This window comes from Pseudomonas atacamensis (assembly GCF_017167965.1).
In the GTDB taxonomy this organism is placed as follows: Bacteria; Pseudomonadota; Gammaproteobacteria; order Pseudomonadales; family Pseudomonadaceae; genus Aquipseudomonas; species Aquipseudomonas atacamensis.
This window is the reverse complement of the sequence record NZ_CP070503.1, coordinates 1,269,789-1,292,570: the sequence shown is the minus strand read 5'-3', so window position 1 is coordinate 1,292,570 and position 22,782 is coordinate 1,269,789. Positions and strand designations below refer to the sequence as shown.

Sequence of the window (22,782 nt, the reverse complement as noted above, 5' to 3'; positions counted from 1 at the left end):
CTTTATAAGACGCGCTGACTGTAGCCAGTAGCGGGCAGCACGACCAGATATCAAATTGATCCCATGTGGGAGCGAGCCTGCTCGCGAAGGCGGAGTGTCATTCCCCGTTGTTGTCCGCTGACACAATGCTTTCGCGAGCAGGCTCGCTCCCACAGGGTTTTGTGCGGTGTCATGGTGATTGGCGGGCAAATGCCTTTAAACTGCGCCCCATGATTAAAGATCCCTTTGCAAGACTTGGCCTGGACCGTGAAGTCCTGACCGTCAGCCAGCTCAACGGCCGCGCGCGGGTGTTGCTTGAAGACGTGTTCAGCAACATCTGGGTCGAAGGCGAAATTTCCAACCTCGCACGTCCGGCGTCCGGCCACGTCTACTTCACCCTCAAGGACAGCGGCGCGCAGGTGCGTTGCGCGTTGTTCCGGCAGAACGCGGCCCGCGTGCGCCAAGCGTTGAAGGACGGTCTGGCGGTCAAGGTGCGCGGCAAGGTTTCGCTGTTCGAAGGTCGTGGCGACTATCAGCTGATCCTCGACACCGTGGAACCGGCCGGTGACGGCGCGCTGCGTCTGGCCTTCGATGCGCTGAAGGAAAAGCTCAGCGCCGAAGGCCTGTTCAGTGCCGAACGCAAAGTGCCGCTGCCCGCGCATCCGCAGCGCATCGGCATCATCAGCTCGCCGACCGGCGCGGTGATTCGCGACATCATCAGCGTGTTCCGCCGCCGTGCGCCGCAGGTGCAACTGACCCTGATTCCGACCGCCGTGCAGGGCCGCGAGGCCACCGCGCAAATCGTCCGCGCGCTGAAAATGGCCGATGCCCGCGGCTTCGACGCGCTGATCCTCGCCCGTGGCGGCGGCTCGCTGGAAGACCTCTGGTGCTTCAACGAGGAAGCGGTGGCGCGCGCGGTCGATGCCTGTGTCACGCCGATCGTCAGCGCCGTCGGCCATGAAACCGATGTTTCGATCAGCGATTTTGTCGCCGATGTCCGCGCACCAACACCCTCGGCCGCCGCCGAACTGCTCGCCCCGGATTCCAACCATCTGATCCGTCAGGTCGAGAGCCTGCACCGGCGTCTGGTGATGCGCATGCGTGATCGCTTGATGCGTGATCGCCTGCGTCTCGAAGGCATGGCCCGACGGTTGCGCCATCCCGGCGAACGTCTGCGCCAGCAGGCGCAGCGTCTGGATGATCTGGACATGCGCATGCGCCGCGCTTTCGAGCGCAGCCTCAATACCCGCCGCGAACGCCTGATCCGCCTGGAAACCCGTCTCGCCGGGCAACATCCGGGGCGCCAACTGGCGATGCTTCGTCAGCGCCTCGACAGCCTCGCCGAACGTTTGCCCCGGGCCATGCGCGATGCTCTGAAACAGCGTCGGCAGCAATTGCACAGTCAGATGCAGACCCTGCATGTGGTCAGCCCGCTGGCGACTCTCGGCCGTGGTTACAGCATTCTGCTCGACGAGCGTGGCCACGCGATCCGCAATGCTGCGCAGACCCACACCGGCCAGCGCCTGAAAGCCAAGCTCGGCGAAGGCGAACTGCAAGTGCGCGTCGAGGACAATCACCTGACGCCCGTCACCCTCTCTTTACTGGACTGATCCATGCCGCGTTTTCTCGCTCCGCTGCTGTTGCTCTGCCTGACCTTCAACGCCCACGCCGACAGTTACATCACCCGGATGCTGAACAAACCGGTGCCGGGCGGCGTCGCCGTGGTGGATCTGGGCACTGCCGCGCAGGCGCCGAAAGCCACTTATCTGGGCAAACCGGTGCTGGTGGTCAAGGAGCAGAACAACTGGCTGGCGATCGTCGGCGTGCCGCTGACGGTCAAGCCCGGCGCGCAGCAGATCAGCAGTGGCGGGCGCAATCTGCCCTTCACCGTGGGCAGCAAGAAATACCCCGAACAGCACATCACCCTGAAGAACAAACAGCAGGTCAATCCGAACGCCGACAATCTCAAGCGCATTGAAGGCGAACTGGCGGAACAGATCGCGGCTTACCGCAGTTTCAGCCCGAACACGCCGAGCAATCTGCTGCTGGACAAACCGGTCAACGGGCCGCTGTCGAGCAAGTTCGGTGTGCGTCGTTTCTTCAATGGCGAAGAACGTAATCCTCATGCCGGTCTCGATTTCGCAGTGCCCGCGGGCACGCCGATCAAGACTCCGGCGGCGGGCAAGGTGATTCTGATCGGCAATTACTTCTTCAACGGCAACACGGTGTTTGTTGACCACGGCCAAGGCTTTATCAGCATGTTCTGCCATATGTCGAAGATCGACGTGAAGAACGGCCAGCAACTGGCCCGTGGCGCAGTGGTCGGCAAAGTCGGCGCGACTGGCCGGGCAACCGGGCCGCATATGCACTGGAATGTCAGCCTGAATGATGCGCGGGTGGATCCGGCGATTTTCATTGGGGCTTTCCAACCTTGAATATGTGTTGAGGCGACCGGCCTCTTCGCGAGCAGGCTCGCTCCCACAGGGGATCTTTGTTGTGAATAAGATCCAGTGTGGGAGCGAGCCTGCTCGCGAAGGCCGCCTATAAAACACCGCCATACTCAATGAATCTCCAAAAACTCAATTGCGCCCCAATCTAGCCTTACGCAAACATCAACAACTTCCACCGCCTAAAGCGCAATAAATTCCTGCAAAATCCCGCTTTCCGGGTATTCCTCTCAATTTTTTCCGACTGCTTGCCATCCTTTCCCCTCGCGGTTAGGGTTGAAGCCATGAAAACCTCTCACACCCTCATTCAGCTTCGCCAGCACCGCAGCCTGTGCCTCGTCAGCGCACGACTGCCAGGCTGAATCGCTGCGCCTCGTCCCACGCTTTTCCAAGAACATTCGTTCAACCGGCAGGCCGCCTCTTTTCGGCCCAGACAACAAGGAATTTCCCGATGAGCATGCTCAAAGACCCGTCTTCGAAATACCGCGCGTTTCCCGTCATCAACCTGCCGGATCGCACCTGGCCGTCGAAGACCATCGACGCCGCGCCGATCTGGTGCAGCTCCGACCTGCGTGACGGCAACCAGTCGCTGATCGAGCCAATGGACGCGGCGAAGAAGCTGCGCTTCTGGAAAACCCTGGTGCAGGTCGGTGTGAAGGAAATCGAAGCGTCGTTCCCCGCCGCGTCGCAAACCGACTTCGACTTCGTGCGTACCCTGATCGAAGAAGGCCACATCCCGGACGACACCACCATTCAGGTACTGACCCAGGGCCGTGAAGACCTGATCGAGCGCACTTTCGAATCGCTGCGCGGGGCGAAGAAAGCCATCGTTCACCTGTACAACGCCACCTCGCCTTCTTTCCGTCGCATCGTCTTCAACCAGGACAAGGACGGCATCAAGGCCATCGCGGTCAACGCTGCCAAGCTGTTCGTCAAATACGCAGCCATGCAGCCGGAAACCGAGTGGACCTTCGAATACTCGCCGGAAACCTTCAGCGCTACCGAGCTGGAATTCGCCAAGGAAGTCTGCGACGCCGTGATCGAGGTGTGGAACCCGACGCCTGAGCACAAGATGATCCTCAACCTGCCGGCCACGGTTGAATGCGCAACGCCGAACGTTTACGCCGACCAGATCGAGTGGTTCGGCCGCAACATCAACCGTCGTGACAGCGTGATCATCAGCCTGCACACCCACAACGACCGTGGCACCGGCGTCGCGGCCACCGAGCTGGGCCTGATGGCCGGCGCCGATCGCGTCGAAGGCTGCCTGTTCGGCAACGGCGAACGCACCGGTAACGTCGACCTCGTCACCGTCGCGCTGAACATGTACACCCAGGGCGTCGACCCTGAGCTGGACTTCTCCGACATCGACGGCGTGCGCAAAGTTGTCGAAGAGTGCAACCAGATCCAGGTGCACCCGCGTCATCCGTACGTTGGCGACCTGGTGCACACCGCATTCTCCGGCTCGCACCAGGATGCAATCCGCAAGGGCTTCGCCCAGCAGAAACCGGACACCTTGTGGGAGGTGCCGTACCTGCCGATCGACCCGGCCGACATCGGTCGCAGCTACGAGGCGGTGATCCGCGTCAACAGCCAGTCGGGCAAGGGCGGCATCGCTTACTTGCTGGAGCAGGAATACGGCATCAGCCTGCCACGCCGCATGCAGATCGAGTTCAGCCAGGTCGTGCAGCGTGAAACCGATCGCCTGGGCCTGGAGATGACTGCCAAGCAGATTCACTCGCTGTTGATCAGCGAATACCTGCAGGCCAACACCCCGTACGCGCTGGTCAGCCATCGTTTGCAGGAAGAGAACGGCAACAGCGCCGTCGAAGTGGAAGTGGCGAGCAAAGGTCAGGGCGAAACCAACCTGCACTGGCGCGGCAAGGGCAACGGCGCGCTGGAAGCACTGGTCGCCGGCCTGCCGATTCCGGTGGAAATCATGGACTACAACGAACACGCGATCGGCGCGGGCACCAATGCCAAAGCAGCGGCCTACATCGAACTGCGGGTGAACGGTGAACGTGCGGTGCACGGCGTGGGTATCGATGAAAACATCACCACCGCCAGCTTCAAGGCATTGTTCAGCGCGCTGAACCGCTCGCTGAGCCAGCCAGAGGCAAAAGCAGCGTAATCGACCGCTGAAATGCGAAAGGCCCCGGAGTGCAAACTCCGGGGCCTTTTTTTTGTAGATCAAAGGATGCGATCGTTCCCATGCTCCGCGTGGGAATGCCTCAAGGGACGCTCCGCGTCCAGTGACGCGGAGCGTCACGGACTGCATTCCCACGCAGAGCGTGGGAATGATCGGCTGCGTTAGGTGAACTCGAAAGTGTCGGCATCCAGGTTCGCCGGAAAGCGCTCGCGATACGCCGACAACGGCGCCGCTTCCACAATCACCTTGAACACGCCATCCGCCTCCCCCGCCGCCAGCAACGTCTCGCCCTGGAAATCCAGCACCTGACTGTCGCCGGTATAGGCGAAGCCTTTGCCATCGCTGCCCACCCGATTTACCGCTGCCACGTAGCAGAGATTTTCAATCGCTCGTGCCGGCAGCAGGCGGTTCCAGTGCAGACGCCGTGCGCCCGGCCAATTGGCGGTGTACAGCAGCAGATCGGTGTCCTGCGCGTCCCTGCTCCACACCGGGAAGCGCAGGTCGTAGCAGATCAGCGGACGAATCCGCCACCCCTTGAGCTCGAACTGCACCTGCCGCTCGCCGGGCGTGTAATGGTTGTGCTCGCCGGCCATGCGGAACAGGTGCCGCTTGTCGTAATGCAGCACTTCGCCGTCTGGCCGCGCCCAGAGCAAGCGGTTGCGATGGCTGCCGTCAGCCGCCTGAATGATCACGCTGCCAGTGATGACCGCATCGAACTTCGCTGCCTGCGCCCGCAGCCATTTGCTGGTCGGGCCGTTTTCGGCTTCGGCGAGGGTTTCCGATTCCATCGAGAATCCGGTGGTGAACATCTCCGGCAGGATGATCAGATCGGCGCCCCTGGCCTGCTCCAGCAGCAGCTCGAAATGCTCGAGGTTGGCCTGGCGGTCGTGCCAGGCCAGGCTGGTCTGGATCAACGCCAGAGTCAGGTCTGGCAATGCACTCAGATCACGCATAGTTTCGCCGCCGCTTCACGCAGCGTCTCCTCGCGTTTGGCAAAGCACAGGCGTATCAGGCGCTGGCCTTGCGGTGGATGCTGGTAAAACACCGACACCGGAATGCTCGCGACACCGTGCTCGCGAGTCATCCACATGGCCATTTCGACATCATTCAGATCAGGACGGATCTGCGAATAATCGACCAATTGGAAATAAGTGCCGGTGACTCGGGTAAAACTGAAGCGCGACGGCGCGAGCAGATCGCAGAACAGATCGCGCTTGGCCTGATAGAAACCCGGCAGCTCTTCAACGTGCTCCGGGTGCTCGGCCATGTAATCGGCCAGCGCATATTGCAGCGGCGTGACGCCACAGAAACTGACGTACTGATGCACCTTGCGCAATTCGGCTGTCAGCGCTGGCGGGGCGACGACGTAGCCGGTTTTCCAGCCGGTGACGTGGTACGTCTTGCCGAACGAACTGACCACGAACGCGCGTTGATACAGCTCTTCATGGGCCAGCACGCTGACATGCGGCACGCCGTCGAAGACCAGGTGTTCGTAGACTTCGTCGCTGATCAGATAGATGTCGCGATCACGGATCAACGCCGCCAGTTGATCGAGCTCGGCGCGGCTGATCAATGCGCCGCTGGGGTTGTGCGGGGTGTTGATGACGATCATTTTCGTCCGCGGGCTCAGGGCCGCAGCGAGTTGATCGAAATCGATGGAGAAATCGACCGGATTCAGCTGCACATGCACGCAACGACCACCCGCCAGCTCCGTTGCCGGCGCGTAACTGTCGTAGCACGGATCGAAGACGATGACTTCATCGCCGCTGTGGATAACGGCCTGAATCGCGCAGAAGATCGCCTGGGTCGCGCCGGGCGTTACCGTCACTTCATGATCGGCATCGACAGTCACGCCGTAGCTGCGGGCGATCTTGGCCGCGATCTGCTGACGCAATGCCGGCAAACCGGTCATCGGCGAATACTGGTTATGGCCACTGGCGATATGCCGCCCGACCGCATCACGCAACGACTGCGGGCCGTCGAAATCCGGGAAACCCTGGGACAGGTTGATCGCGCCGGTCTGCGCCGCGAGCTGAGACATCTGCGTGAAAATAGTGATGCCGACATTCGGCAGCTTGCTGGTGATCATCGGAGGCCCCTTGCAGGTGAGCTGCAAGTTTCAAGCGTCAAGCTGCAAGCTGCAAGCAAAAACCCGCGCCCACAAAAAAGGGCTTCATACGAAGCCCTCTCTGCTTTACCGCTTTTACTTGCAGCTTGCAGCTTGAAACTCGCAGCTGCTTCTACTTCTTGTCGCGGCGCTTCTTGCTGGCTTTCTTGTTGTGCGACATCAAGCGACGCTTCTTGTTGACCTGGCGGTCGGTCAGCGTGTTCTTGTTGCCTTCGTACGGGTTCTCGCCGCCCTTGAACTCGATACGGATCGGCGTACCGACCAGCTTGAGCACACGACGGTAAGTGTTTTCCAGATAACGCACGTACGACTTCGGCACTTTCTCGATCTGGTTACCGTGGATCACGATGATCGGCGGGTTCGCACCACCGAGGTGAGCGTAACGCAGCTTGATCCGGCGGTTGTTGACCATTGGCGGCGCGTGCTCGCCCACCGCATCTTCCAGAATCTGGGTGAGTCGGTTGGTCGGCCAGCGGGTCACAGCGGACTTGAACGAGTTCTGCACCGAAGCGTAGAGGTTGCCCACGCCCGTGCCGTGCAGGGCCGAGATGAAGTGAATGTCGGCGTAGTCGACGAAGAACAGCCGGCGTTGCAGCTCGACTTTGACGAAGTCGCGCTCGCTCGGCGTCATGCCGTCCCACTTGTTGATCGCGATGACCAGCGCACGACCGGATTCGATCGCGAAGCCCAGCAGGTTCAGGTCGTGATCGACCACACCCTCGCGGGCGTCCATGACGAAGATCACCACGTTGGCGTCTTTGATCGCCTGCAGGGTTTTGACCACGGAGAATTTTTCGACTTCTTCGTGGATCTTGCCGCGCTTGCGCACACCGGCGGTGTCGATCAGCGTGTACTTCTCTTCATTGCGCTCGAACGGAATGTAGATGCTGTCGCGGGTGGTGCCCGGCTGGTCATACACGATGACGCGGTCTTCACCGAGCATGCGGTTGACCAAGGTCGACTTGCCGACGTTCGGACGACCGATGATGGCGATCTTGATCCCGTCTTTTTCGCTCGGACCAGGAATGCGCTTGGCTTCCTCGCCTTCGGCAACGACTTCTTCCTCTTCGCCTTCAGCCGGCTCGTCATCATCGCGCGGGAATTCGCTCAGAGCGGCTTCCAGCAGTTGCGTGATGCCACGGCCGTGGGCGCCGGCGATAGGGATCGCGTGGCCCATGCCCAGCGGAGCGAATTCGGCGCGGGCCATTTCCGGGTCGATGTTGTCGACCTTGTTGGCCACCACGTGGGAACGCTTGTTACGTTTGCGCAAATGCTCGGCGATCATCTGGTCGGCAGCGGTAAAACCGGCCTTGGCATCTACCAGAAACAGCACCACATCGGCTTCTTCGATGGCCAGCAGCGACTGCTCGGCCATTTTTTCGTCCATACCATGTTCGTCACCGGAGATACCGCCGGTGTCGATCAGAATGTAGGAACGCCCTTGCCACTTGGCCTCACCGTACTGGCGATCACGGGTCAGACCGGACAGGTCGCCGACGATGGCGTCACGAGTCCTGGTCAGGCGGTTGAACAAGGTGGACTTGCCGACGTTCGGTCGGCCCACCAGGGCGATTACGGGAACCATGCGGCTCTCCACTTCGTTATTTCAGAAAATACAAAAGCCGCTGCGAGGCAGCGGCTGGTGCTCGGGGCAACACCCGGGGGCGCTGCAAACCCTGCTGATGCAGGGCCGCTTGGGGATGAACCCCAAGCATAGTTGTTACTTGATGGTCAGGGCTTCCAGTTTGCCGCTGTTGCCATACACATAAATCGTGTCGCCCACCACCAGCGGACGGGCACGCAGGCCGTCGCTGTCGATGCGCTCACGGCCGACGAAACGACCGTCGACCTGACTCAGCAGATGCAGATAACCTTCCAGGTCACCCACAGCTACGTAGCTGGAGAACACTTCCGGTGCCGACAGTTGACGGCGAGCCAGCGAGTCGTTGCTCCACAGTGCGGTGGTGGAACGCTCGTCGACGCCTTCAACGGTGCCAGAGGACAGGCTCACGTAGACGCTGCCGAAACCCTGAGCGATACCGGCGTAGCTCGACGCATCGCGCTGCCACAGTTGACGACCGCTTTCCAGGTCCAGTGCCGCAACGCGACCCTGATAACTGGCCACATACAGCGTGCCGCCGGACAGCAGCAGACCGCCGTCGATGTCGACCACGCGCTCCAGTTCCGAACGACCCTGTGGAATGGCAATGCGTTGTTCCCACACCGGCACGCCGTTGGAGATGTCCAGCGCGACCACTTTACCGGTCGACAGGCCAGCCACCGCCAAGCGGTTGGTGACCAGCGGAGCACTGGTGCCACGCAGGGTCAGGACCGCGGGGGTGCTGTCATACACCCAACGCTGATTGCCGGTGGCAGCATCCAGACCGATCAGACGATCGTCCTGGGTCTGCACGACCACTACGTCGCCGTTGTTGGCCGGCGGCGCGAGGACTTCACTGTTGACGCGGGCACGCCACTTCTCTTCACCATTGCTAGTGTCCAGAGCGACGACTTCGCCACGCAGGGTACCGATCAGTACCAGACCGTAACCCACGCCAACGGCGCCGGAGACAGGCAGTTCCAGATCCTGATCCCACTTCACGTCGCCGTTGCTGCGATCCAGCGCCATCACCACACCGGTCACATCAGCGGCGTAGATGGTGTCACCGTCGATCGCCGGCACCAGCATGTTGTAGGTTTCGCCCTGACCGTCACCGATCGAGCGGCTCCACTGCTTCTGCAGAACGACTTCTTCTTTGAAGTCGGTCAGTTCGGCCGGTGGCAATTCTTTCTTGCTGTTGCTGCTGCAACCCGCGGCCAGAAGGGCCAGAGCCAGCAATGCTGCATGCTTCCAACGGATCACGTCACGCATCCCCTTTGGCCAGGTCGTCGAGCTTGATTTGAAGGCCACCGACCGCCGCTTCATCCGACAGGGCCGCCTTGGCTTTTTGATACGCCTTGTTCGCGTCATCGGTACGGCCCAAGCGCACCAGCAGGTCGCCCTTGAGTTCTTCGCGAGTGGCCAGGAACGCTTTGTCGGCATCGCCGTCGAGCAGTTTCAGGGCGTCTTCGGCCTTGTCCTGCGCGCCCAGCACCTGCGCCAGACGCTGACGGGCGATTTCGCCCAGCGCCGGGTTGGCCGGTTTGTCGACGATGGCTTTGAGTTCGGTTGCCGCGTCGTCCAGCTTGCCGCTGTCGACCGCTACTTTGGCGACGAACAGGCTGCCGTACTGCGCGTAGGCCGAACCGCCGTATTCGCTGTTGAGCTTGCCGGCCAAATCCGCCACGCGGGCGGCATCAGGCTTGCCGTCAGGCGTCAGCGTGGTTTCCAGCAATTGCTGATAGAGCACCGAGGCGCCTTGCGACTGGTTGCTCTGGTATTTGTGCCAGGCCTGCCAGCCGAACACGATGACCAGCGCCAACAGGCCGCCGGTGACCAGAGGTTTGCCGTTGCGTGTCCACCAGTCCTTCAAATCCGCCAACTGTTCGTCTTCGGTACTCGACACCCCAATACTCCTTAATCGCTAAATCGGCTGTTAAGACAGCTTCAACCCTGCACGACGCAGGTGGCCAGGTGAGCGGCGAGCGCATCCCAGGCAATGCTTTGTTGTTCGCCCTGGCCACGCAGGGGTTTGAAACCTACCACTTGCTGGGCCATTTCGTCGTCACCGAGGATCAATGCGTACAGCGCACCGCTCTTGTCGGCCTTCTTGAACTGGCTTTTGAAACTGCCGGCGCCGGCATTGACTTGCAGGCGCAGGTTTGGAAGTTCATTGCGAACCCGTTCGGCCAGGGCCAGACCGGCCAGCTCGGCTTCTTCACCGAAGGCGCAGAGGTAGACGTCGACCTGACGGGCAATTTCCTGCGGGATCTGCTCAAGGGTTTCGAGCATCAATACCAGACGCTCGATGCCCATGGCGAAACCGACGCCCGGGGTTGGCTTGCCGCCCATCTGCTCGACCAGCCCGTCGTAACGGCCGCCCGCGCACACGGTGCCCTGGGCGCCGAGCTTGTCGGTGACCCATTCGAAAACGGTTTTGCTGTAGTAATCGAGGCCACGCACAAGTTTCGGGTTGAGCACGTAAGGAATGCCGACGGCATCCAGACGCGCCTTCAGGCCTTCGAAGTGAGCGCGGGACTCGTCGTCGAGGTAATCGGCCATTTTCGGCGCATCGACCAGCACGGCCTGGGTGTCGGCATTTTTCGTGTCGAGCACGCGCAGCGGATTGGTTTTCAGACGACGCTGGCTGTCTTCGTCGAGCTTGTCGTGGTGCGCCGAGAGGTACTCGACCAGCGCTTCACGATAGCGACCACGAGATTCGCTGGTGCCGAGGCTGTTGAGTTCGAGCTTGACCGCATCACGGATGCCCAGCTCGCCCCACAGGCGCCAGGTCATGATGATCAGCTCGGCGTCGATGTCCGGACCGTCGAGGTTGAACACTTCCAGACCGATCTGGTGGAATTGGCGATAACGGCCTTTCTGCGGACGCTCGTGGCGGAACATCGGGCCGATGTACCAGAGTTTCTGCACCTGACCACCGCCGGTGATGCCGTGTTCGAGCACGGCGCGCACGCAGGCCGCAGTGCCTTCCGGACGCAGGGTCAGGGAATCACCGTTGCGGTCTTCGAAGGTGTACATCTCTTTTTCGACGATATCGGTGACTTCGCCGATCGAGCGCTTGAACAGCTCGGTGAACTCGACGATCGGCATGCGGATCTGCTTGTAACCGTAGTTATCCAGAAGACGCGCCACAGTGCCTTCGAAATAACGCCACAGCGGGGTCTGTTCGGGCAGGATGTCGTTCATGCCACGAATGGCTTGCAGAGACTTGCTCACAAAATTTCCTTAATTCGTTCGATCAGCCGCGCGCGATAACGGCAGCGTCAGCTTCGACCTTTTCGGCCGCTTTCTGGCGGATCAGCTTTTCCAGCTCGTCCACCAGATTGTCATTCGTCAGCTTCTGCGACGGCTTGCCGTCGATGTAAATCAGGTTGGGCGTGCCGCCGGTCAAGCCGATATGGGCTTCCTTGGCTTCGCCGGGGCCGTTGACCACGCAACCGATGACCGCGACATCCAGCGGCACCAGCAGGTCTTCAAGGCGCCCTTCCAGCTCGTTCATGGTCTTGACCACATCGAAGTTCTGCCGCGAGCAGCTCGGGCAGGCGATGAAGTTGATGCCACGGGAACGCAGATGCAAAGACTTGAGAATGTCGTAACCGACCTTCACTTCCTCGACCGGGTCGGCCGCCAGCGAGATGCGGATAGTATCGCCAATCCCTTCGGCGAGCAGCATACCTAGGCCCACGGCGGATTTCACTGTGCCCGAGCGCAAACCGCCAGCTTCAGTGATGCCGAGGTGCAGCGGCTGGACGATTTCTTTCGCCAGCAAACGGTAGGCTTCGACGGCCATGAACACGTCGGAGGCTTTCACGCTGACCTTGAAGTCCTGGAAATTCAGGCGTTCGAGGTGTTCAACGTGGCGCAGCGCGGATTCGACCAATGCGGCCGGGGTCGGCTCGCCGTATTTCTTCTGCAGGTCTTTTTCCAGGGAACCGGCATTGACGCCGATGCGGATCGGAATACCGCGATCACGGGCCGCATCGACCACGGCACGCACACGATCTTCACGACCGATGTTGCCCGGATTGATACGCAGGCAATCCACACCCAGTTCGGCCACGCGCAAGGCGATTTTGTAGTCGAAGTGGATGTCAGCCACCAACGGCACTTTGACCAGTTGCTTGATCTTGCCGAACGCCTCGGCGGCGTCCATGTCCGGCACCGAGACGCGAACGATGTCGACGCCGGCGGCTTCCAGACGATTGATCTGCGCCACGGTCGCGGCGACATCATTGGTATCGCTGTTGGTCATGCTCTGCACAGCGATCGGCGCGTCGCCGCCCACCGGTACGTTGCCGACCCAGATCTTGCGCGATTCGCGACGTTTGATTGGAGATTCGCCGTGCATGACTTATTGACCCAACTTCAGGCGAGCAGTCTCGCCACTGGTGAACGGAGCGATATCGACCGGTTGGCCGTTGTAGCTGACCTGTGCTGCGCGGGCAACGCCCAGACGCACATTGAGCGGCGGTTTGCCGGAAACGGTCACGCTGTCGCCTTTATGCTTCAGACCACTGAAAATCACTTTGCCACGGCCATCGGTCACCTGTGCCCAGCAATCGCCGGTGAACTGCAATTGCACCTGGCCTTCGCCGGCAACCGGCGCAGCTGCTTCAGCGCTTGGCGCTTGAGCAACCGGCGCGGTCGGGACAGGTGTCGCTGGGACATTCGGCGCTGGAGTGGTCGGAGCCGCGACCACTGGCGCAGGCGTCGGTGCCGGAGCGCTTGGCGCAACTGCCGGGGCAGCCGGCTCGGTTGCTGGCGCTGCGGACTCGGCACCGGTGGATTCAGCACTGGTTTCCGACTGCGGCAAGGCCAGCGATGTCGAATTGTCAGCCTGATTTTCGGCGACAGCCTGGTCTTCGGGCTCGTCAATCGGGTGGATCTGCGTGGTGCCGTCAGCGCCTTCGACTTCGACGTGTTCCGGTGCGAGGCTGGTCAGATCGCGGGTGCGCTGCGAGGTCTGATCCTGCCACCAGACGAAACCGCCGCCGATGACCGCGATCAGCAGCAACAGGCTGACGATACGCAAAATGGTGTGGGAAACCCGCACCGGCTCTTCGATACGACCGAGGGCGTGAACGTTGCTGCCCTGGGAGTCGGTGCCAGTGGACTGGTCGAATTGCTGAACCAGAACGGTCTGGTCCATGCCGAGCAATTTGGCATAGGCGCGAATGTAACCGCGAGCGAAGGTATGCCCCGGCAGCTTGTCGAAAGCGCCGGCTTCAAGATTGCTCAGGGATGTCACGGTGAGGTTGAGCTTGAGGGCCACTTCGGCCAGCGACCAGCCATTGCTTTCGCGGGCCTGGCGCAGGGTCTCACCGGGATTTACGCGATTCGCTGCTACAACTTCGGGATGCGCCGCTTTCATCATTGCTCCGACAGGTATTGCTGATATTCCGGCGTACCGGGATAGAGTCGTTTTAATTGCAGACCGTAACTGGCTGCCTTGTCGCGATCTTCAAACACTTTTGCCAGCCGAACGCCGAGCAATAGACTACGTGCATTTTGTTCGGTGAGCTGGCTGAAACGGTCGTAATAGTCACGCGCGGGCACATAATGCCTGTCTTCGAAGGACAACTCAGCCATTTCCAGCAATGCGCGTGGTTGTTGGCGATTCAGGCGCAGGGCTTTTTCCAGCTGTTGCTGGGCCAGATCACGCTGGCCAAGCTTGGCGGCGGTCATGCCGAGGTTTTCGAAGACCCGCGAGCGCTCAGGATACAGGGTATCGGCGGCCGCTTGTTCAAAACGCTCGTAGGCTTCCTTGTAGCGCTGTTCTTCGTAAAGAAAACTGCCGTAGTTGTTGAGGATGCGCGCATCGGCGGGACGTGAGGACAGGGCCTTGCGAAAGTGCTCGTCGGCCAGTGCCGGCTCCATTTCCGCCTGGAACACCAGACCGAGGGCCGCATTGGCATCGGGGTCGGAACCGTCCAGCTCCAGCGCTTTCTTCAGTGGCACCTTGGCGCGCTCGGTCATGCCTTGCTGCAGATAGCCCAGCCCCAGCTGCACGTAGGCAGCCCGCGCTTCATCGCGGCCCTTGCTGGTCTTCATCGGGTTGTAGTCACCCGACAGGACACAACCAGCACACAGGCTGGCCAACAGCAACAGCAGCGCAAAGCGCAGGGACATAGAGATCCTCTCTTAGTTAGTGTTCGCGGCGTTCTGTGCCAGATCGCTGTCGGCGCTCAACTCGCGCACGGCGATGTAACGTTCGCTGCGACGGGTGCGATCCAGCACCTGCCCTACCAATTGACCACATGCGGCATCGATGTCTTCACCACGGGTGGTGCGCACGGTGACGTTGAAACCGGCCTGATGCAACTGATCCTGGAAGCGGCGGATGGCATTGTTGCTCGGCCGCTCGTACCCGGAGTGCGGGAACGGGTTGAACGGGATCAGGTTGATCTTGCACGGGATATCTTTAAGCAACTCGATCATTTCCACCGCGTGCTCAAGCTTGTCGTTGACGTCCTTGAGCAAGGTGTACTCGATGGTCAGCACACGTTTCTCGCCAAGGGCGGACATGTAGCGCTGGCACGACTCGAGCAGCATCTTAAGCGGATATTTCTTGTTGATCGGCACCAATTGGTTACGCAATGCGTCATTTGGTGCGTGCAGGGACAACGCCAGGGACACGTCGATGTGCTTGGCCAGCTCATCGATCATCGGCACCACACCCGAGGTGGACAGGGTCACGCGGCGCTTGGAGATCCCGTAGCCGAGGTCATCCATCATCAGATGCATGGCGGCGACGACGTTGTCGAAGTTCAGCAACGGCTCGCCCATGCCCATCATCACCACGTTGGTGATGGCGCGGTCGACGGTGGCCGGGACGCTGCCGAAAGATTTGTTGGCAATCCACACCTGACCGATGACTTCGGCGGCGGTGAGGTTGCTGTTGAAGCCTTGCTTGCCGGTGGAGCAGAAACTGCAATCCAGGGCACAGCCTGCCTGGGACGAAACGCACAAGGTGCCGCGCTTGCCCTGGGGAATGTACACGGTCTCGACGCAGCTGCCGGACGCCACGCGCACCACCCATTTACGGGTGCCGTCGCTGGAGATGTCCTCGCTGACCACTTCCGGACCACGCACTTCAGCAATGGCCTTGAGCTTGTCGCGCAAGGCTTTGCTGACGTTCGTCATGGCGTCGAAATCATCGACGCCAAAGTGGTGAATCCATTTCATTACCTGACCGGCACGGAAACGCTTCTCCCCGATTGAGTCGAAGAATTTTTCCATTTCCGGCTGGGTCAGACCCAGCAGGTTTGTTTTAACAGTCGATGTAGTCATGGATTCACCTTCACTCTGCAAGCAATGCTTAGCGAGTGGTTACTTCAGTAGCTGCGAAGAAGTAAGCGATTTCGCGAGCGGCAGCAGCTTCGGAGTCCGAACCGTGAACGGCGTTGGCGTCGATCGATTCAGCGAAGTCAGCACGGATGGTGCCGGCAGCAGCTTCTTTAGGGTTGGTAGCGCCCATCAGCTCACGGTTGCGAGCGATAGCGTTTTCGCCTTCCAGAACCTGAACGACAACCGGGCCGGAAGTCATGAATGCAACCAGGTCACCGAAGAAACCGCGCTCGCTGTGCTCAGCGTAGAAGCCTTCGGCTTCGGCTTTGGACAGTTGCTTCAGTTTCGAAGCTACAACGCGCAGGCCAGCGTCTTCGAAGCGAGTGGTGATCTTGCCGATCACGTTTTTAGCAACGGCGTCAGGCTTGATGATGGAGAAAGTACGTTGAACAGCCATGATGTAACTCCAGAAACGGTAATTTGCGAAAAATTAAACCCGCGAATTATACGCGGGTTCTTGGGTATTGCCTAACCTGCGAGACGATCAGTCCAATTCTGCGGCCCAGAGCTCCTGAACCGCTTCGAGCACCTTCTCGCCGACCCGGCCGGAAGTAGCATCGAAGTCAGGCAGTTCAAGAATCATCTGCTGCAAACGGACAAAACCTACAGAGTACGGGTCGAGTCCCTCGTGGGCCTCGGCCAGCTCTTCTGCAATGCGTTGAACATCATTCCAACCGTAGCTCATGACAGTCTTACCAGTCAGTGCGGCGCTTCAGCCGCATGGTTAAGCGAATATTTCGGAATCTCGACGGTGAGGTCTTCCTCACCGACGATGGCCTGGCAAGCCAGACGCGATTGCGCCTCAAGGCCCCAGGCACGGTCGAGGAAGTCTTCTTCCAGCTCGTCGGCCTCTTCCAGCGAGTCGAAACCCTCGCGGATGATGCAATGGCACGTAGTGCAGGCGCAGACGCCGCCGCATGCGCTTTCCATCTCGATATGGTGTTCGTGGGCCAGTTCGAGAATCGATGTGCCGGGCGCAGCCTCGACCACCATGCCTTCAGGGCAGAACTTCTCGTGGGGCAGAAAAATGACCTGCGGCATCAGATATCCTCGATTTCATTCAGGTTGCGCCCCGACAGAGCGGCTTTCACCGTCAGATCCATGCGGCGGGCAGCAAAAGCATCGGTCACTTGCGACAGACGTTTGGTCTGCTGCTCGATGGCGTAACCATCGGTACCTTTCATCAGTTCGGCCAGTTCCTGCATTTGCAGTTCGATGACCATGCGCTCTTCGGCGTCGAGCAAACGCTCGCCATCGGCCTCCAGCGCGCCCTGCACCGCTTCGAGCAGGCGTTGGGCATCGACTTGCTGCTCACGCAGAACGCGGGCGACCTTGTCGTCATTGGCGTGCTGGAACGAATCCTTGAGCATCTTGGCGATTTCGCCATCGGTCAGACCATAGGAAGGCTTGACCTGAATGCTCGCTTCAACGCCCGAACCCAACTCACGGGCAGACACGCTGAGCAGACCGTCGGCATCGACCTGGAAGGTCACGCGAATTTTCGCCGCACCGGCCACCATCGCCGGAATGCCGCGCAATTCGAAGCGAGCCAGAGAGCGGCAATCGCTGATCAGCTCGCGCTCACCCTGCAACACGTGGATCGCCATGGCCGACTGGCCGTCTTTATAGGTGGTGAAATCCTGAGCGCGGGCGACGGGAATGGTGGTGTTGCGCGGAATCACCTTCTCCATCAGACCGCCCATGGTTTCCAGCCCCAGGGAAAGCGGAATCACGTCGAGCAGCAGCAGTTCGCCGCCATCGCGCATGTTGCCAGCCAGGGTGTCAGCCTGGATCGCGGCCCCGATGGCCACCACTTGATCCGGGTCGATTTCCGTCAAAGGCTGACGACCGAAGGCTTCGGCAACGGCTTCGCGAACGCGCGGCACACGGGTCGAACCGCCGACCATGACCACGGCGTGGACGTCTTCCAGTTCAATACCGGAATCGCGAACGGCGCGGCGGCAGGCTTTCAGGCTGCGTGCGACCATTGGCTCGATCAGCGCATCGAAGGCTTCGCGGGTCAACTGGGCTTTCCAGTCGCCGTAAGCCACTTCAACGCTGGCGGCGTCGGTCAGAGCTTCTTTGGCCGCACAGGCAGTTTGCAGCAGATTGCGCTGCGCGCCCGGATCGAGATCGGCGGACAGGCCAGCGCTCTCAATGATCCAGCCGGCAATCGCGTGATCGAAGTCATCGCCGCCCAGCGCGCTGTCGCCGCCAGTGGCCAGAACTTCAAAGACGCCGCCGGTCAGACGCAGAATGGAGATATCGAAAGTACCGCCGCCCAGATCGTAGATCGCCACCAGACCTTCGGCGTGCTGATCCAGACCGTACGCCACAGCGGCAGCAGTCGGCTCGTTGAGCAGACGCAACACGTTCAGACCGGCGAGTTTGGCCGCATCCTTGGTGGCTTGGCGCTGCGCATCGTCGAAGTAGGCAGGAACGGTGATTACCGCGCCAACCAGTTCGCCACCCAAGGTCGCTTCAGCGCGTTGACGCAGGACCTTGAGGATATCGGCAGAGACTTCAACCGGGCTTTTCGGGCCTTGCACGGTATCGATGAACGGCATGTGCGATTCGCCGCCGACAAAGCGATAGGGCAACTGCTCGCCCAATTGCTTGACGTCGGACAGACCACGACCCATCAAGCGCTTGACCGAGAGCACGGTGTTCAGGGGATCGGAGGCTGCTGCTAGCTTGGCGGACTCACCGACTTCGACGCGGTCGGCGTGATAACGCACGGCGGACGGCAGGATGACCTGCCCGTTGGCGTCGGCCAGCGGTTCGGAAAGACCACTGCGCAGCGCAGCGACCAGCGAATTGGTAGTACCCAAGTCGATGCCCACAGCCAGGCGACGCTGGTGCGGTTGAGGACTTTGGCCGGGTTCGGCGATCTGCAGTAGAGCCATGGTGATCAGGTCTTGTCTGTCTGTCAGCGTGCAATCAGGGCAGCACTGGGTTAATCGTCGAGGCGCTCTTCCAGCTGGCGCACTTCGTAGGTGAGCTTGTCGAGGAACTGCATGCGCCGCATCAGGCGTTCGGCCTGCTCGCGTTGCGCTGCATCATCCCAACAGGCTGCGAAGCTTTCGTTGAGCTGCTCCTGAGCCGCCTTCAAGCGACGCTTGAACACGGCAACACCGTCGAGGTCGGCACTGTCCTGCAGATCTTCGAGCTCTTCGCGCCATTGCATCTGCTGCAGAAGGAATTCGGGATCGTGGACAGTGACTTCCATCGGCACTTCATGCCCGCTGATTTTCAGCAGGTAGCGTGCGCGCTGGGCCGGGCTCTTGAGCGTCTGGTAGGCGTCGTTGAGCCGCGCCGATTGCTCGAGCGCCGAGCGCTGCTCGCGTTCGGATGCATCGGCAAAGCGGTCAGGATGGACGCCGCGCGCCAACTCACGGTAGCGCGTGGCCAACTGCTCGAGATCCAGGCGGAAGCTCGGTTGCAGCTCGAATAAAGCGAAATGACAAGGAATACCCACGACCAGCCTCAGATGTTGAAGCTTTCGCCGCAGCCACATTCACCGCGCACGTTGGGGTTGTTGAACTTGAAGCCTTCGTTCAACCCTTCCTTGACGAAGTCGAGCTCGGTGCCGTCCAGGTAGGCCAGGCTTTTCGGGTCGATGATCACTTTTTCGCCGTGACTCTCGAACACCTGATCTTCCGCCACTACCTCGTCGACAAACTCCAGCACGTAGGCAAGGCCGGAACAGCCTGTGGTGCGAACACCCAGACGAATCCCTTCACCTTTGCCGCGCCCGTCGAGGGAGCGCCGCACGTGTCGAGCAGCCGCTTCTGTCATGCTGATAGCCATCGTTGACTCCTTACTCGTCGCCGAATCTTGAAATTCAGATCAAGCCTTTCTTCTGCTTGTAGTCGCGAACAGCCGCTTTGATAGCGTCTTCAGCGAGCACGGAGCAGTGGATTTTCACTGGCGGCAGGGCCAGTTCTTCGGCCAGCTGAGTGTTCTTGATGGTTTCGGCTTCGTCCAGGGTCTTGCCCTTCATCCACTCGGTAGCGAGGGAGCTGGAGGCGATTGCCGAACCGCAACCGTAGGTCTTGAACTTGGCGTCTTCGATAACGCCCTGATCGTTGACCTTGATCTGCAGACGCATCACGTCGCCGCACGCCGGAGCGCCGACCATGCCGGTGCCGACATCAGGATCTTCCGCGTTCATCTTGCCGACGTTGCGCGGGTTTTCGTAGTGGTCGATGACCTTTTCGCTGTAAGCCATGATTCTCAATCCTCACTCATCAGGGCCGCTCTTGAGACCCTGCAACTGCGCTGCGTTAACGCCGCGTCGCTACAGGATCTGTATCCGGCGGCTTCTATAGTTAGTGTGCCGCCCACTCGATTTTCGAGATATCGACGCCGTCTTTGTACATGTCCCACAGCGGCGACAGAGCGCGCAGCTTGGTAACGGCCTCGCAGACTTTCTGCGCGGCGTAGTCGATTTCTTCTTCGGTGGTGAAACGGCCGAAGGTAAAGCGGATCGAGCTGTGTGCCAGTTCGTCGTTGCGGCCCAGGGCGCGCAGTACGTAGGAAGGCTCCAGCGACGCCGAGGTGCAGGCCGAACCGGACGATACCGCCAGATCCTTGAGCGCCATGATCAGCGACTCGCCTTCAACGTAGTTGAAGCTCAGGTTCAGGTTGTGCGGAACGCGGGCGGTCAGGCTGCCGTTGACGTACAGCTCTTCCAGGTGCTCGACCTGCTTGTAGAAGCGATCGCTCAAGGCTTTGATGCGCACGTTTTCAGCGGCCATGTCTTCCTTGGCTACGCGGAACGCTTCGCCCATGCCGACGATCTGGTGGGTCGCCAGGGTGCCGGAACGCATGCCGCGCTCGTGACCGCCGCCGTGCATGGTCGCTTCGATGCGCACACGCGGCTTGCGGCTGACGTACAGCGCGCCGATGCCTTTAGGGCCATAAGTCTTGTGGGCGGAGAACGACATCATGTCGACTTTCAGCTTCTGCAGATCGATTTCGACCTTGCCGGTGGACTGAGCAGCATCGACATGGAACAGCACGCCTTTGGCGCGCAGCATTTCGCCGATGGCAGCGATGTCGTTGATGGTGCCGATTTCGTTGTTGACGTGCATCACCGACACCAGAATGGTGTCTTCGCGCAGTGCCGCGTCAATCATTGCCGGGGTGATCAGACCGTCTTCGGTCGGCTCGAGGTAGGTCACTTCGAAACCTTCACGCTCCAGCTGGCGCATGGTGTCGAGGACAGCCTTGTGCTCGATCTTGCTGGTGATCAGGTGCTTGCCCTTGGAGGCGTAAAAATGTGCCGCGCCCTTGATCGCCAGGTTGTCGGATTCAGTAGCACCGGAGGTCCAGACGATTTCGCGGGGGTCGGCGTTGACCAGATCGGCCACCTGACGACGAGCGTTTTCGACGGACTCTTCAGCCTTCCAGCCGAACACGTGGGAGCGGGACGCCGGGTTACCGAAGTTTCCGTCGACCAGCAGGCATTCACTCATTTTCTGCGCAACGCGCGGATCAACCGGGGTGGTTGCAGAGTAATCAAGGTAAATCGGCAATTTCATGGACTATCTCCTAAATCAGGGCTGGCGTGCCGCGGGTAGCTCTTCGGCTGTCATTCGACGGCGGACGCTTCAATCTTGTCCAGGCGTGGCGCCTTGCTGCTGCAACGGCGCTGGTCCTGACGCTGGGCCACTTCTTGTACCTCACGGCGAGTCACAAGGTCGGCCAAGCTGATACCGCTCAGAAATTCGTGAATCTGCAGGCTCAAGTCGCACCACAGATGATGGGTCAGGCAGGTATCGCCGGAATGGCAATCGCCCTGGCCCTGGCACTTGGTGGCATCGACCGATTCGTTCACCGCATCGATCACCTGGGCGACCTGGATGCCCTGCATGTCGCGGGACAACTGGTAGCCACCACCCGGACCGCGAACGCTGGAAACCAGGTTGCTGCGGCGCAGCTTGGCGAACAGCTGTTCGAGGTAGGACAGGGAGATGCCTTGGCGCTCGGAGATATCGGCCAGAGACACCGGCCCGTGCTGCGCGTGCAACGCCAGGTCAAGCATGGCGGTCACGGCGTATCGGCCTTTTGTAGTCAGTCGCATGGACAGTTACCACGGAGTTCGGAATGGGCGGGAGTATGCAATTCCCGAGCATTTAAGTCAACTATAAGACCTAGTGCTTTAGTCGGGTTTACCCGCAAAAGAGCGCGCGAATGATAGCAGGGTCTGCAGCCCAATGGCACACCAGCTGCTGGACGCCTTTGTAGGAGCTGCCGAAGGCTGCGATCTTTTGATCTTAAGAAGGCAAAATCAAAAGATCGCAGCCTTCGGCAGCTCCTACAGAGGCTTTAGCCGGCTTTCGATTCGTCCTTGCCCTTGACGCAAGCGAAGTCTTCTTCGCGCAGCTCAGGCAGATCTTTCGCACAGTAATTGCTGCCCAGATCCTTCAGCGCGCCGCACATGCCTTCCAGGCGCCCGTCCACTGCTTGCAGATGATCGAGCAATTGGCCGATGGCCCGGGCCACCGGGTCGGGCATGTCTTCGCTGACACCGTAGGCGTCGAAACCGATCTTTTCCGCCATGGCTTTGCGCTTGGCGTCCTGCTCTTCGTCAGTTTTGACGATGATCCGCCCCGGAATTCCCACCACTGTGGCGCCCGGCGGCACTTCCTTGGTGACCACAGCGTTGGAGCCGACTTTGGCGCCGGCACCCACCGTGAACGGGCCAAGCACCTTGGCGCCAGCACCAACCACCACGCCGTCACCCAGTGTCGGGTGGCGCTTGCCTTTGTTCCAGCTGGTGCCGCCGAGGGTCACGCCTTGATAGATGGTGACGTCGTCGCCGATCTCGGCGGTTTCACCAATGACGATGCCCATGCCGTGGTCGATGAAGAACCGCCGACCGACCTTGGCACCCGGATGAATCTCGATCCCGGTCAGCCAGCGACCGAAGTTCGACACCAGCCGCGCCAGCCATTTAAGTTCGTTGCGCCAGAGCATGCCGGCCAGACGATGAATCCAGATCGCATGCATGCCGGGGTAGCAGGTCAGGACTTCAAAAGCGTTACGCGCCGCCGGGTCTCGATGGAATACGCTCTGGATATCTTCACGCAAACGCTCAAACATC

Annotated in this window: 23 protein-coding genes; 3 read left to right on the top strand and 20 right to left on the bottom strand. The window is 60.4% G+C overall.

The genetic code is table 11. From position 1 onward, the window contains the following. Window positions 1-209 precede the first annotated feature (209 nt). The 3 genes from xseA to leuA all read left to right on the top strand — a co-directional run bounded on the left by xseA (window position 210) and on the right by leuA (window position 4,557). Window positions 210-1,589: an exodeoxyribonuclease VII large subunit gene (gene xseA / locus JWU58_RS06050; RefSeq protein WP_206421606.1), complete on the top strand. Its 1,380-nt coding sequence runs from the start codon at window positions 210-212 to the stop codon at window positions 1,587-1,589. Window positions 1,590-1,592: 3 nt separating this feature from the next. Then, window positions 1,593-2,414, top strand: a complete 822-nt coding sequence (locus JWU58_RS06045; protein ID WP_130903257.1) for a peptidoglycan DD-metalloendopeptidase family protein — start codon at window positions 1,593-1,595, stop codon at window positions 2,412-2,414. 463 nt (window positions 2,415-2,877) lie between these two features. Next, window positions 2,878-4,557 carry a 2-isopropylmalate synthase gene (gene leuA, locus JWU58_RS06040; RefSeq protein ID WP_016773339.1) on the top strand — a complete coding sequence of 560 codons (1,680 nt, stop codon included), beginning with the start codon at window positions 2,878-2,880 and terminating at the stop codon, window positions 4,555-4,557. A 179-nt stretch (window positions 4,558-4,736) separates the two neighbouring features. Here leuA and JWU58_RS06035 read toward each other — a convergent pair whose 3' ends face one another. From JWU58_RS06035 to cysE, 20 genes are all read right to left on the bottom strand, one after another. Then, window positions 4,737-5,528 (bottom strand): amidohydrolase, encoded by a 792-nt coding sequence (locus JWU58_RS06035; protein WP_110603672.1) that lies wholly within the window; start codon window positions 5,526-5,528, stop codon window positions 4,737-4,739. Further along, a complete protein-coding gene (locus JWU58_RS06030) occupies window positions 5,516-6,664 on the bottom strand; it encodes a pyridoxal phosphate-dependent aminotransferase (protein WP_024014209.1) in 1,149 nt (382 codons plus the stop codon). Before JWU58_RS06030 ends, JWU58_RS06035 begins: the two co-directional genes overlap by 13 nt. Window positions 6,665-6,815: 151 nt before the next feature. Continuing rightward, window positions 6,816-8,288, bottom strand: coding sequence for a ribosome biogenesis GTPase Der (der, locus tag JWU58_RS06025; RefSeq protein WP_024014210.1), 1,473 nt, complete (start codon window positions 8,286-8,288; stop codon window positions 6,816-6,818). A gap of 135 nt (window positions 8,289-8,423) precedes the next feature. Further along, window positions 8,424-9,575, bottom strand: coding sequence for an outer membrane protein assembly factor BamB (gene bamB, locus JWU58_RS06020; protein ID WP_016773335.1), 1,152 nt, complete (start codon window positions 9,573-9,575; stop codon window positions 8,424-8,426). Then, window positions 9,568-10,209 carry a tetratricopeptide repeat protein gene (locus JWU58_RS06015; protein ID WP_056790153.1) on the bottom strand — a complete coding sequence of 214 codons (642 nt, stop codon included), beginning with the start codon at window positions 10,207-10,209 and terminating at the stop codon, window positions 9,568-9,570. The genes bamB and JWU58_RS06015 overlap by 8 nt, the downstream gene beginning before the upstream one ends. A gap of 41 nt (window positions 10,210-10,250) precedes the next feature. Then, the gene (gene hisS, locus JWU58_RS06010) at window positions 10,251-11,540 is read right to left on the bottom strand and encodes a histidine--tRNA ligase (RefSeq protein ID WP_206421605.1); all 1,290 of its coding nucleotides are present in this window, start codon (window positions 11,538-11,540) and stop codon (window positions 10,251-10,253) included. A 22-nt stretch (window positions 11,541-11,562) separates the two neighbouring features. Further along, complete coding sequence (gene ispG, locus JWU58_RS06005) at window positions 11,563-12,672, bottom strand: flavodoxin-dependent (E)-4-hydroxy-3-methylbut-2-enyl-diphosphate synthase (RefSeq protein ID WP_016773332.1); 1,110 nt, start codon at window positions 12,670-12,672, stop codon at window positions 11,563-11,565. Window positions 12,673-12,675: 3 nt separating this feature from the next. Beyond that, window positions 12,676-13,695, bottom strand: coding sequence for a RodZ domain-containing protein (locus JWU58_RS06000; RefSeq protein ID WP_122507801.1), 1,020 nt, complete (start codon window positions 13,693-13,695; stop codon window positions 12,676-12,678). Continuing rightward, the gene (gene pilW, locus JWU58_RS05995; RefSeq protein ID WP_016773330.1) at window positions 13,695-14,453 is read right to left on the bottom strand and encodes a type IV pilus biogenesis/stability protein PilW; all 759 of its coding nucleotides are present in this window, start codon (window positions 14,451-14,453) and stop codon (window positions 13,695-13,697) included. Before pilW ends, JWU58_RS06000 begins: the two co-directional genes overlap by 1 nt. A gap of 12 nt (window positions 14,454-14,465) precedes the next feature. After that, window positions 14,466-15,614 (bottom strand): dual-specificity RNA methyltransferase RlmN, encoded by a 1,149-nt coding sequence (gene rlmN, locus JWU58_RS05990; protein WP_024014215.1) that lies wholly within the window; start codon window positions 15,612-15,614, stop codon window positions 14,466-14,468. Window positions 15,615-15,642: 28 nt separating this feature from the next. Next, complete coding sequence (gene ndk, locus JWU58_RS05985) at window positions 15,643-16,068, bottom strand: nucleoside-diphosphate kinase (RefSeq protein ID WP_024014216.1); 426 nt, start codon at window positions 16,066-16,068, stop codon at window positions 15,643-15,645. An 87-nt stretch (window positions 16,069-16,155) separates the two neighbouring features. Beyond that, the gene (iscX, locus tag JWU58_RS05980) at window positions 16,156-16,356 is read right to left on the bottom strand and encodes a Fe-S cluster assembly protein IscX (RefSeq protein WP_016773328.1); all 201 of its coding nucleotides are present in this window, start codon (window positions 16,354-16,356) and stop codon (window positions 16,156-16,158) included. A gap of 14 nt (window positions 16,357-16,370) precedes the next feature. Continuing rightward, a complete protein-coding gene (gene fdx, locus JWU58_RS05975) occupies window positions 16,371-16,712 on the bottom strand; it encodes an ISC system 2Fe-2S type ferredoxin (protein ID WP_016773327.1) in 342 nt (113 codons plus the stop codon). Next, on the bottom strand, window positions 16,712-18,577 hold the full coding sequence (gene hscA, locus JWU58_RS05970; protein WP_206421604.1) for a Fe-S protein assembly chaperone HscA: 1,866 nt from the start codon (window positions 18,575-18,577) through the stop codon (window positions 16,712-16,714). Before hscA ends, fdx begins: the two co-directional genes overlap by 1 nt. 50 nt (window positions 18,578-18,627) lie before the next feature. Then, complete coding sequence (gene hscB, locus JWU58_RS05965; RefSeq protein ID WP_016773325.1) at window positions 18,628-19,149, bottom strand: co-chaperone HscB; 522 nt, start codon at window positions 19,147-19,149, stop codon at window positions 18,628-18,630. Between the two features lie 8 nt (window positions 19,150-19,157). Continuing rightward, window positions 19,158-19,481: an iron-sulfur cluster assembly protein IscA gene (gene iscA, locus JWU58_RS05960; RefSeq protein ID WP_003227904.1), complete on the bottom strand. Its 324-nt coding sequence runs from the start codon at window positions 19,479-19,481 to the stop codon at window positions 19,158-19,160. A 34-nt stretch (window positions 19,482-19,515) separates the two neighbouring features. Then, a complete protein-coding gene (gene iscU, locus JWU58_RS05955) occupies window positions 19,516-19,902 on the bottom strand; it encodes a Fe-S cluster assembly scaffold IscU (RefSeq protein ID WP_003227907.1) in 387 nt (128 codons plus the stop codon). Window positions 19,903-20,002: 100 nt separating this feature from the next. Beyond that, entirely contained in the window at window positions 20,003-21,217 is a 1,215-nt protein-coding gene (locus tag JWU58_RS05950; protein ID WP_016773324.1) for an IscS subfamily cysteine desulfurase, read from the bottom strand. A 50-nt stretch (window positions 21,218-21,267) separates the two neighbouring features. Beyond that, window positions 21,268-21,759 carry a Fe-S cluster assembly transcriptional regulator IscR gene (iscR, locus tag JWU58_RS05945; RefSeq protein ID WP_016773323.1) on the bottom strand — a complete coding sequence of 164 codons (492 nt, stop codon included), beginning with the start codon at window positions 21,757-21,759 and terminating at the stop codon, window positions 21,268-21,270. Between the two features lie 245 nt (window positions 21,760-22,004). Beyond that, complete coding sequence (gene cysE, locus JWU58_RS05940; RefSeq protein ID WP_024014221.1) at window positions 22,005-22,781, bottom strand: serine O-acetyltransferase; 777 nt, start codon at window positions 22,779-22,781, stop codon at window positions 22,005-22,007. Window position 22,782: the final 1 nt, after the last annotated feature.

Bases quoted from the DNA above. Each gene is read 5' to 3' on its own strand.
- xseA (WP_206421606.1), top strand. From the start codon at position 210: ATGATTAAAGATCCCTTTGCAAGACTTGGCCTGGACCGTGAAGTCCTG.
- JWU58_RS06045 (WP_130903257.1), top strand. From the start codon at position 1,593: ATGCCGCGTTTTCTCGCTCCGCTGCTGTTGCTCTGCCTGACCTTCAAC.
- leuA (WP_016773339.1), top strand. From the start codon at position 2,878: ATGAGCATGCTCAAAGACCCGTCTTCGAAATACCGCGCGTTTCCCGTC.
- JWU58_RS06035 (WP_110603672.1), bottom strand. From the start codon at position 5,528: ATGCGTGATCTGAGTGCATTGCCAGACCTGACTCTGGCGTTGATCCAG.
- JWU58_RS06030 (WP_024014209.1), bottom strand. From the start codon at position 6,664: ATGATCACCAGCAAGCTGCCGAATGTCGGCATCACTATTTTCACGCAG.
- der (WP_024014210.1), bottom strand. From the start codon at position 8,288: ATGGTTCCCGTAATCGCCCTGGTGGGCCGACCGAACGTCGGCAAGTCC.
- bamB (WP_016773335.1), bottom strand. From the start codon at position 9,575: ATGCGTGACGTGATCCGTTGGAAGCATGCAGCATTGCTGGCTCTGGCC.
- ispG (WP_016773332.1), bottom strand. From the start codon at position 12,672: ATGCACGGCGAATCTCCAATCAAACGTCGCGAATCGCGCAAGATCTGG.
- JWU58_RS06000 (WP_122507801.1), bottom strand. From the start codon at position 13,695: ATGAAAGCGGCGCATCCCGAAGTTGTAGCAGCGAATCGCGTAAATCCC.
- pilW (WP_016773330.1), bottom strand. From the start codon at position 14,453: ATGTCCCTGCGCTTTGCGCTGCTGTTGCTGTTGGCCAGCCTGTGTGCT.
- rlmN (WP_024014215.1), bottom strand. From the start codon at position 15,614: ATGACTACATCGACTGTTAAAACAAACCTGCTGGGTCTGACCCAGCCG.
- ndk (WP_024014216.1), bottom strand. From the start codon at position 16,068: ATGGCTGTTCAACGTACTTTCTCCATCATCAAGCCTGACGCCGTTGCT.
- iscX (WP_016773328.1), bottom strand. From the start codon at position 16,356: ATGAGCTACGGTTGGAATGATGTTCAACGCATTGCAGAAGAGCTGGCC.
- fdx (WP_016773327.1), bottom strand. From the start codon at position 16,712: ATGCCGCAGGTCATTTTTCTGCCCCACGAGAAGTTCTGCCCTGAAGGC.
- hscA (WP_206421604.1), bottom strand. From the start codon at position 18,577: ATGGCTCTACTGCAGATCGCCGAACCCGGCCAAAGTCCTCAACCGCAC.
- iscA (WP_003227904.1), bottom strand. From the start codon at position 19,481: ATGGCTATCAGCATGACAGAAGCGGCTGCTCGACACGTGCGGCGCTCC.
- iscU (WP_003227907.1), bottom strand. From the start codon at position 19,902: ATGGCTTACAGCGAAAAGGTCATCGACCACTACGAAAACCCGCGCAAC.
- JWU58_RS05950 (WP_016773324.1), bottom strand. From the start codon at position 21,217: ATGAAATTGCCGATTTACCTTGATTACTCTGCAACCACCCCGGTTGAT.
- iscR (WP_016773323.1), bottom strand. From the start codon at position 21,759: ATGCGACTGACTACAAAAGGCCGATACGCCGTGACCGCCATGCTTGAC.
- cysE (WP_024014221.1), bottom strand. From the start codon at position 22,781: ATGTTTGAGCGTTTGCGTGAAGATATCCAGAGCGTATTCCATCGAGAC.